This window comes from Stenotrophomonas sp. LST15-1-1.1 (assembly GCF_040815575.1).
GTDB classification, from domain to species: Bacteria; Pseudomonadota; Gammaproteobacteria; order Xanthomonadales; family Xanthomonadaceae; genus Stenotrophomonas; species Stenotrophomonas lactitubi_B.
This window is the reverse complement of the sequence record NZ_JBFPNJ010000002.1, coordinates 65,048-72,550: the sequence shown is the minus strand read 5'-3', so window position 1 is coordinate 72,550 and position 7,503 is coordinate 65,048. Positions and strand designations below refer to the sequence as shown.

Below are 7,503 nucleotides of genomic sequence, written 5' to 3'. Positions count from 1 at the left end.
GGTTGCGGGGGTGTCCGCGGCATGGATGCCGCGGCCAAGCCCCCAGGGATGGGTTTACGGCGTCCCCCGCAACCGGACCCACCCCGCCATCCCCCCAGAACCCCGCTGTTGCTGTTGCTGTTGCTGTTGCTGTTGCTGTTGAGGTTGAGGTTGCCGGCCAGCGGCCGGCACCACAGCGGGTGCCGGGCGCAGCCCGGCCGCAGCACTTTCAGCCGGCAGCCGATGGCCCCTGCGTGCCGGCCAACCGCATCGGCCGCAGATCGGCCAGGGTCAACCGCTCCAGCGGCTGCGGCCGTTCGATGGCATAGCCCTGCAGGCCCTGCACCCCCATCCCGGCCAGCGCCTCGGCCACTTCAATGGTCTCCACCCACTCGGCCACCACCTCCATCTGCAGTTCGCGGCCCAGCTCGCTGATCGCACGCACGCTGGCACGGCTGACCGGATCGGTATCCATGTCACGCACGAAGGCCCCATCGATCTTCAACATGTCCGCCGGCAGCTGCCGCAGGTAGCCGAACGAGGACAGGCCCGAGCCGAAATCATCCAGCGCCACCCGGCATCCGCGCGCCTTGACCGCGTCGATGAAGGCACGTGCCTGGCTCAGGTTGCCGATTGCCGCGGTTTCGGTGATCTCGAAGCAGAGCTTGGACGCCAGCGCACGGTTGCGCTCCAGCAGGTCGCAGACGAACGCCAGGAATCCCGGCTCGGCGATCGACTGCGCCGACACATTGACATTGCACAGGCCCAGCTGGCGTACGTGCGCCGGGCACACCTGCAGGTGGCGGAACAACAGGCCGAGCACGTGCCGGTCCAGCACCACCGCCATGCCGTAGCGCTCCACCGCCGGCATGAACTGGCCCGGCAGGTGCAGCACGCCGTCGCTGTCACGCATGCGCACCAGCACTTCGTAGTGCAGGTAGGACGGATCGCCCACCTTGGCGATGCGCTGCGCATACAACAGCATCCGGTTCTCGGCCATGGCACGGCTGACCCGCTGCAGGCGCTCGGCCTCCAGCCGTCGTTCTTCCAGGGCCAGCCGGTTTTCGTTGAAGCAATGCACGCGGTTGCGGCCGGCCTGCTTGGCTGCATAGCAGGCACTGTCGGCGGCGCTCATCAACCAGTTCGCGTCCTGTGCTTCGGCCGTCACTTCGACCACGCCCACGCTGCAGCTCAGCTGCGGGCTGCCCTCACTGACCGGGAACGTGGCCTGCCCGAGGTTGCGGATCAACCGTTGCAATACCCGCTTGGCTTCGTCCTGGTTGGCGCGCGCAAGGAACACCGCGAACTCGTCCGCGCCCAGGCGGCCCACCCAGTCGCCATCGCGCACCGCGCCGACCAGGTACTCGGCGAAGCTGCGCAGCATCTGGTCGCCCGCCGCGTGGCCGAAGCTGTCGTTGACCAGCTTGAAGTGGTCCAGGTTGATGTAGCCCAGTGCGTGGGTTCCACCGTCGGTGCGGACCTGCAGCAGCGACTTCTCCAGCAGGCGCTCGATCTCCCGGCGATTGATCAGGCCCGTCAGGGGATCGTGGCTGGCATGGTGCTCGATCTCGCGCGCCAGGGCATGGTTCTGGCTGACATCCTCGACGATTGCGAACACCGACAGGCGGCCATCGGCGGTGCGCACGCCGGTACCACTCCAACGCCCCCACACCAGGCTGCCGTCGCGACGCCGGAAGCGCAGTTCGCCCGGGCGCAGCTGGCGGTCCCAGTCGATACGGCCCACCTCATCGATCACCAGCTCGCCTTCCATCAGCAGGTCGGTCAACGACATCTGCAGCAGCACGTCCCGGCGATGGTCGAGGATGTCGGCCATCGCCTGGTTGGCCTCCACCACCCGGCCGGCGGCGTCCAGCTTGAGCATGCCGACGTTGGCCTGGTAGAAGGCCGCCCGGAACCGGCTCTCATGCTCGGTCAGGTCCTTGCCGACCCGGCGGGCCAGGGCAACCGCCATCAGGCTGATCAGCAGCACCGACAGGCCGCCTACGGCCAGGGTCGCGATGCGCACCGCGCGGGCCATGCGCAGCAGCGCCTGCGAGAACGCCTGCGCCTGCGCGCGCAGCTGGTGGTCGATGCCGCGCAGCCGCTGCAGGTATCCATCCACGGCTGCCCCGTCCAACGGTCCTGTGCCATGGCGGCGTTGCAGTTCCTCCGCCAGCGCCTGCATGGCCAACAGGTCCGCGTCGGTCTGCCGCCACAACCAGGTGGCCTCTCGGAAGGCACCGACATTGCGTGCATGGCGGAACGAGAAGATCAGCCGAGGAATGTCCGCGCGGGCATTGCCCCCACGCAGGAAGCCGGCGCGGGCTGTCGCCTCGTCCGGCTCGGGTTGCTCCAGCGCCTTGCGGGCCTGCAGGTCACCCAGCGGAACCTGCAGTGCCCGTTGGGCATCCTGCAGATCCTGCAGATGGCCACGCGCCAAGTAACGGCTGAGCGCTGCGGTGGCATCCTGCTGCCCCCGCGACCAGTAGCCCTGCCCTGCGATCCACGCGGTCGATGCCGCCTGCAGCTCCTGGATCACGGCCGACAGCGCGACCAGTCCGATCGCCATGCCCGTCAACAGCGCAAATCGCAGTCCCAGCCCGCGGGTCATCGGTACCCGTCGGCGCTGTTGGTCCATGCCACTTCTACCCATCCTGGATCCCCCGAATGTGCTGCGGTGACAATCTCCTACGGAACCGGGCCAGCCTAGAACCGGGGATGTGTGGGCCATGCGAAACCGGACCCGGCCGGTGATCGGCAGCGGTGGCCGGGCCGACCTGGACGTCCTGCAAACGACAACGCCAGCCCGGAGGCTGGCGTTGTTCATCTACTTCAGTGCGGCTTAGAAGCTGCGCGGGCCGCGCGGCTTGTTGAAGCCATCACGACGCGGCGGACGGCTGTCGCGGTCGCCGCCGGGGCCACCCGGACCACTGCGACGCGGAGCACCCGGGCCACCCGGACCGCCCGGACCACGCTTGTCGAAGCGCGGCTTGAACGGACGCGGCGCCGGATTGACCTCTTCACCAGCGGCCAACGGGCGCATCTGCAGCTGCTGGCCGGACACCCACACCTTCTGCAGGTGGGTCAGCACGTCCGACGGCATCTGCGCCGGCAGATCCAGCAGCGAGAAGTCGTCGTGGATGTCGATACGACCGATGAAGCGGCTTTCCAGGCCGGCTTCGTTGGCGATGGCACCGACGATGTTGGCCGGCTTCACGCCATGCTGGTGGCCGACCGAGATGCGGTAGGTCTCCATGCCCTGCTCCGGTGCACCACGCGGCGGCACGTCACGGCGCGGGCGCTGCTCGAAGCCACCCTCGGCATCGTCACGACGCGGGCCACGCTCGAAGCGCGGGCCGCGCTCGTTGCGGTCGCCACGTTCCGGACGCTCAGTGCGCTCGAAACGCTCACGCGGCGCGCGCTCTTCGCGCGGTGCACGCACCGGCGGCTGCAGCAGGAACGGGGTATCGCCCTGCATCATCTTGGCCAGTGCGGCGGCCACTTCGATGGCCGGCACGTTCTGCTCGGATTCGAAACGCTCCAGCAGCTGGCGGTAGAAGTCCAGGCCGCCCTGGCCCAGGGTCTCGGTGATGCGCGAGGTGAACTTGTTGATACGGTTGTCGTTGACCGCTTCCACGCTCGGCAGCTGCATTTCTTCGATCGGCTGGCGGGTCGCACGCTCGATCTGGCGCAGCATGCCCTTTTCGCGCGGGGTGGCGAACAGGATCGCTTCACCGCTGCGGCCGGCACGGCCGGTACGGCCGATACGGTGCACGTAGCTTTCGGTGTCGTACGGAATGTCGTAGTTCAGCACGTGGCTGATGCGTTCCACGTCCAGGCCACGGGCGGCCACGTCGGTGGCGACGAGGATGTCCAGCTTGCCTTCCTTCAGCATGGCGATGGTGCGCTCACGCTGGGCCTGCTGCATGTCACCGTTGATGGCGGCAGCGGCCAGGCCACGGGCCTGCAGCTTGCTGGCCAGTTCCTCGGTGCCGGCCTTGGTGCGCGCGAAGACGATCATCGCGTCGAACGGCTCGACTTCCAGGATGCGGGTCAGCGCGTCCAGCTTGTGCATGCCGCTCACCCACCAGTAGCGCTGGCGGATGTTGGCCGAAGTGGTGGTCTTGGTCGCGATGGTGACTTCGACAGGGTCCTTCAGGTAGGTCTGCGCGATACGACGGATGGCCGGCGGCATGGTCGCCGAGAACAGCGCCACCTGGCGCTTCTCCGGCAGCTTCTTCAGCACCGCTTCGACGTCGTCGATGAAGCCCATGCGCAGCATTTCATCGGCTTCGTCCAGCACCAGCGTCTTCAGCTCGGACAGGTCCAGCGTGCTGCGGTTCAGATGGTCGATGACGCGGCCGGGGGTACCGACCACGATGTGCACGCCGCGGCGCAGGGCCGTCAGCTGCTGGCCGTAAGGCTGGCCGCCGTACACCGGCAGCACGCGGAAGCCGGGGATCTTCGAGGAATAGGACTGAAACGCCTCGGCAACCTGGATGGCCAGCTCGCGGGTCGGGGCCAGCACCAGGGCCTGCGGCTTGATCTGCTGCAGGTCGATGTTGGACAGCACCGGCAGCGCGAAGGCTGCGGTCTTGCCGGTACCGGTCTGGGCCTGGCCCAGCACGTCGCGGCCTTCCAGCATCGCCGGGATGGTGGCAGCCTGGATCGGCGACGGCGTTTCGTAGCCGATGGCAGTGACAGCCTGCATGACAGAATCGGACAGGCCGAGCTGCGCGAACTGCAGCTGCGCTTGGGTTTCTTGGGACATGGGGAACTCCGAAGGCACTGCCACGAGCATGGCAGGCGAAAAAAAGGGGGATTCCGCGCTTTGGGCGCCCTTCTTATCGCGTGCCCTGGCGCTGCTCGGTTGAAGCTGAGGTTTCACTCGCTCAGAGCGGAATGATACCGCACTGTTCCTGAACATGGTGTACAGGAAACCATCGGCATGCCGTTACGGCCCGCCGTGGCGCACAATAGACGCCCATTTTACCGCTGCGGGCCCTGTCCTGCAGCGCCTGCCCCAGGAAACCCCGTTCCATGCAGATCCTCGAATTCGACCTCGACGGCGACTACGTCGAACTCAAGCAGTTGCTCAAGCTGGCCGACCTGGTCACCAGCGGTGGCGAAGCCAAGATGGTCATCAGCGAAGGCCTGGTGCTGGTCGATGGCGAGGTCGAGCTGCGCAAGGCCTGCAAGATCCGCGCAGGCCAGGTGGTCGAGTTCAACGACAGCCAGATCCGGGTGCTGGCCGCCGTTTGAATCACCGCGCGGCCGTCAGGCCACGCGCTGGGTCAGGTGCGCGGCAATCAGCTGCCGGAACGGCGCCACCCCCTGCGCCACCCGCAACCCGGCCGCACGCAACAGGCGCGCCGGCCGGCGGTCATCGGTATACAGGCTGGCGATCGCATTGGTCGCCTCATACAGCGGGCGCGCTGACAGCCGATGTCCGCGCTGGTAGCTGCCCAGCATGCCGGCGGCGGCGATGTCCGCCCCGCGCCGCTGCTGCTCGGCGATGCCCTGCGCCAGACGCTGTGCGCTGGCCAGGCCCAGATTGAAACCATGCGCGGTGACCGGGTGCATGCCCACCGCGGCATCACCAATCAACGCCGAACGTTCGCCGACAAAGCGGTGCGCATACACCCCGACCAGGGGATAGGCCTGCGGCGTCGCCACCGGCTGCATGCGTCCCAGCCGGTGCTCGAAGAAGCCGCTGATCGCGTCCCCGAACGCGATCTCATCCATCGCCAGCAGTTCTTCGATCTGCCGCGGCGGCAGGGTGATCACCGCCGATGCCTGGCCTTCGTTGAGCGGCAGCAGTGCCATGGTGCGGCCATAGCCGAACCACTCCCACGCCGTGTGGTGATGATCGCGCTCGACCTGCATGCGGCACACCAGCATCGACTTGCCGAAGTCACGCATCTGCGCACCGATGCCGAGCATGCGGCGGGTGCCGGAGAAGCGGCTGTCGGCGCACACCAGCAGGCGCGCGTGCAGTTCGCTGCCATCATCCAGGCGCACCACGTGGCCCTGGCTGTCGGCCCGCACCGCCTGCACCTTGCGGCCATCGAACAGCTCCAGCCCGTCCTGGCCCTGCACCGCCTGCCAGGCCGCGCGGCGGATCAGATGGTTGGGCACCAGCCAGCCCAGCGGCTGGCCATCGACCTGGCTGCTGGCGAAGGTCAGCGCGAATGGCGACCCGCCGTTCATCACCCGCGCATCGCGCAGCTCGGCAACCTCGGTTTCGGGCAGGCGCTGCCACAGGCCCAGCTGTTCCAGGCTCTGCCGCGACGCATGGGTCAGGGCGATTTCACGGCCATCGAACGCGGCCTCGGCCAAGGCCTGGCGCGGCTGCGCCTCGACCAGCCCGACCTGCAGGCCAGTACCCGCCAGCGCGCGCGCAAAGCACAACCCGGCCGGTCCGGCACCGACCACCACCACGTCCATCCTGCGCATGCGCGCCTCCTGCCGTTGATCCAGTCGCGGCCAGCATAGCGCCGCGTGCCTGACCGGCCTTGATTTGGATCAGCTACGCGTCACAGCAACGCAAATACCAGCGCCAGGATCGCGAGGATCGATACCAGCCAGACCAGGCTGCGCACGTAGGGAATGCCGGCCGCGTACAGCGGCAGGTACACCACCCGCGCCCAGAAGTAGACCTGCGCCGCCAGCGCGGTGGTGTCGCTGCCACGCCCGGCCACCACCACCGCGATCGCAGCGGCAGCGAAGAACGGGAAGGTCTCGAAGAAGTTGGACTGTGCCCGCTGCAGCCGGCCCGCCAGCGGGCTCAGCGGCTTGGACGAGTCGTCGCGTGCCGAGGCGTTCCACTTCATCCCGCGCTCGCGGGTGACCACGGTGGAGGCGGCGAAGATGTAGACGAAGCCCAGCAGCATTGCCCACGCCAGCATCGTCAGTTCGGTGGCCATCGTCGATCTCCGTCAGGGACTGGATGCACGCAGGCTGTAACCGGCCAGGCGCCAGGTCTGGTCTTCGTCGAAGCGGAACGACACCAGCTCGCGCACCGGCTGCGCGCTGTTGGCGAAGCGGGTCGGGAAGCTGACGTTGATGTACAGGCCTTCGGGCACGGCGGCGCCGGCAGCGTACTTGACCCGCGTGATGGTCGGCTGACCACGGCCGGCCATCGCGCCCAGACGCGTGCGGTCCGCCGCAAGCTGGCTGACGAAGGCCGCCTTGGGCACTGCGCGGCGGGCAACCGCCGAGGCGCCGTCCCACAGCTCACCGGCCCGATTGGCGTCGACCAGTTGCGCGGCCTTCAATGCGGCACTGCCCATTTCCGCGTCCTGTTTCTGCACCTGCGCCTGCTGGGCCGGGCTCAACGCCGGCGCGGCAGCAGTGGCCGGCTTCGCGGCCGTCGATGCGCTCGGCGCGGGGCGAGCCGGGGCCGGTGCGGGCGTGGCCGGCGCCGGCGTTTGGGCCAGTGCAGCCAGGGGCAACAGGGACAGCAGCAGGAGCACGCGCTTCATGGACACCGCCGGTTCGATGGAAAGAACCGCAGTCTACGCC

6 protein-coding genes are annotated in these 7,503 nt (G+C 68.1%); 1 reads left to right on the top strand and 5 read right to left on the bottom strand.

Annotation, left to right across the window (positions count from 1 at the left end; genetic code table 11):
* Window positions 1-208 precede the first annotated feature (208 nt).
* Complete coding sequence (locus MRBLST15_RS07080) at window positions 209-2,632, bottom strand: putative bifunctional diguanylate cyclase/phosphodiesterase (protein WP_367785566.1); 2,424 nt, start codon at window positions 2,630-2,632, stop codon at window positions 209-211.
* 189 nt (window positions 2,633-2,821) lie between these two features.
* Window positions 2,822-4,750, bottom strand: a complete 1,929-nt coding sequence (locus MRBLST15_RS07075; protein ID WP_025877722.1) for a DEAD/DEAH box helicase — start codon at window positions 4,748-4,750, stop codon at window positions 2,822-2,824.
* A 269-nt stretch (window positions 4,751-5,019) separates the two neighbouring features.
* Between MRBLST15_RS07075 and MRBLST15_RS07070 the strand changes: the two genes are divergently transcribed.
* Window positions 5,020-5,241 (top strand): RNA-binding S4 domain-containing protein, encoded by a 222-nt coding sequence (locus MRBLST15_RS07070; protein ID WP_089239773.1) that lies wholly within the window; start codon window positions 5,020-5,022, stop codon window positions 5,239-5,241.
* A 15-nt stretch (window positions 5,242-5,256) separates the two neighbouring features.
* Here MRBLST15_RS07070 and ubiM read toward each other — a convergent pair whose 3' ends face one another.
* From ubiM to MRBLST15_RS07055, 3 genes are all read right to left on the bottom strand, one after another.
* Window positions 5,257-6,435, bottom strand: coding sequence for a 5-demethoxyubiquinol-8 5-hydroxylase UbiM (ubiM, locus tag MRBLST15_RS07065; protein ID WP_367785565.1), 1,179 nt, complete (start codon window positions 6,433-6,435; stop codon window positions 5,257-5,259).
* Between the two features lie 80 nt (window positions 6,436-6,515).
* Window positions 6,516-6,905 (bottom strand): MAPEG family protein, encoded by a 390-nt coding sequence (locus MRBLST15_RS07060; RefSeq protein WP_108266164.1) that lies wholly within the window; start codon window positions 6,903-6,905, stop codon window positions 6,516-6,518.
* 12 nt (window positions 6,906-6,917) lie between these two features.
* Window positions 6,918-7,463 carry a DUF4019 domain-containing protein gene (locus MRBLST15_RS07055; RefSeq protein WP_367785564.1) on the bottom strand — a complete coding sequence of 182 codons (546 nt, stop codon included), beginning with the start codon at window positions 7,461-7,463 and terminating at the stop codon, window positions 6,918-6,920.
* Window positions 7,464-7,503 lie beyond the last annotated feature (40 nt).

Bases quoted from the DNA above. Each gene is read 5' to 3' on its own strand.
- MRBLST15_RS07075 (WP_025877722.1), bottom strand. From the start codon at position 4,750: ATGTCCCAAGAAACCCAAGCGCAGCTGCAGTTCGCGCAGCTCGGCCTG.
- MRBLST15_RS07055 (WP_367785564.1), bottom strand. From the start codon at position 7,463: ATGAAGCGCGTGCTCCTGCTGCTGTCCCTGTTGCCCCTGGCTGCACTG.
- MRBLST15_RS07080 (WP_367785566.1), bottom strand. From the start codon at position 2,632: ATGGGTAGAAGTGGCATGGACCAACAGCGCCGACGGGTACCGATGACC.
- ubiM (WP_367785565.1), bottom strand. From the start codon at position 6,435: ATGCGCAGGATGGACGTGGTGGTGGTCGGTGCCGGACCGGCCGGGTTG.
- MRBLST15_RS07070 (WP_089239773.1), top strand. From the start codon at position 5,020: ATGCAGATCCTCGAATTCGACCTCGACGGCGACTACGTCGAACTCAAG.
- MRBLST15_RS07060 (WP_108266164.1), bottom strand. From the start codon at position 6,905: ATGGCCACCGAACTGACGATGCTGGCGTGGGCAATGCTGCTGGGCTTC.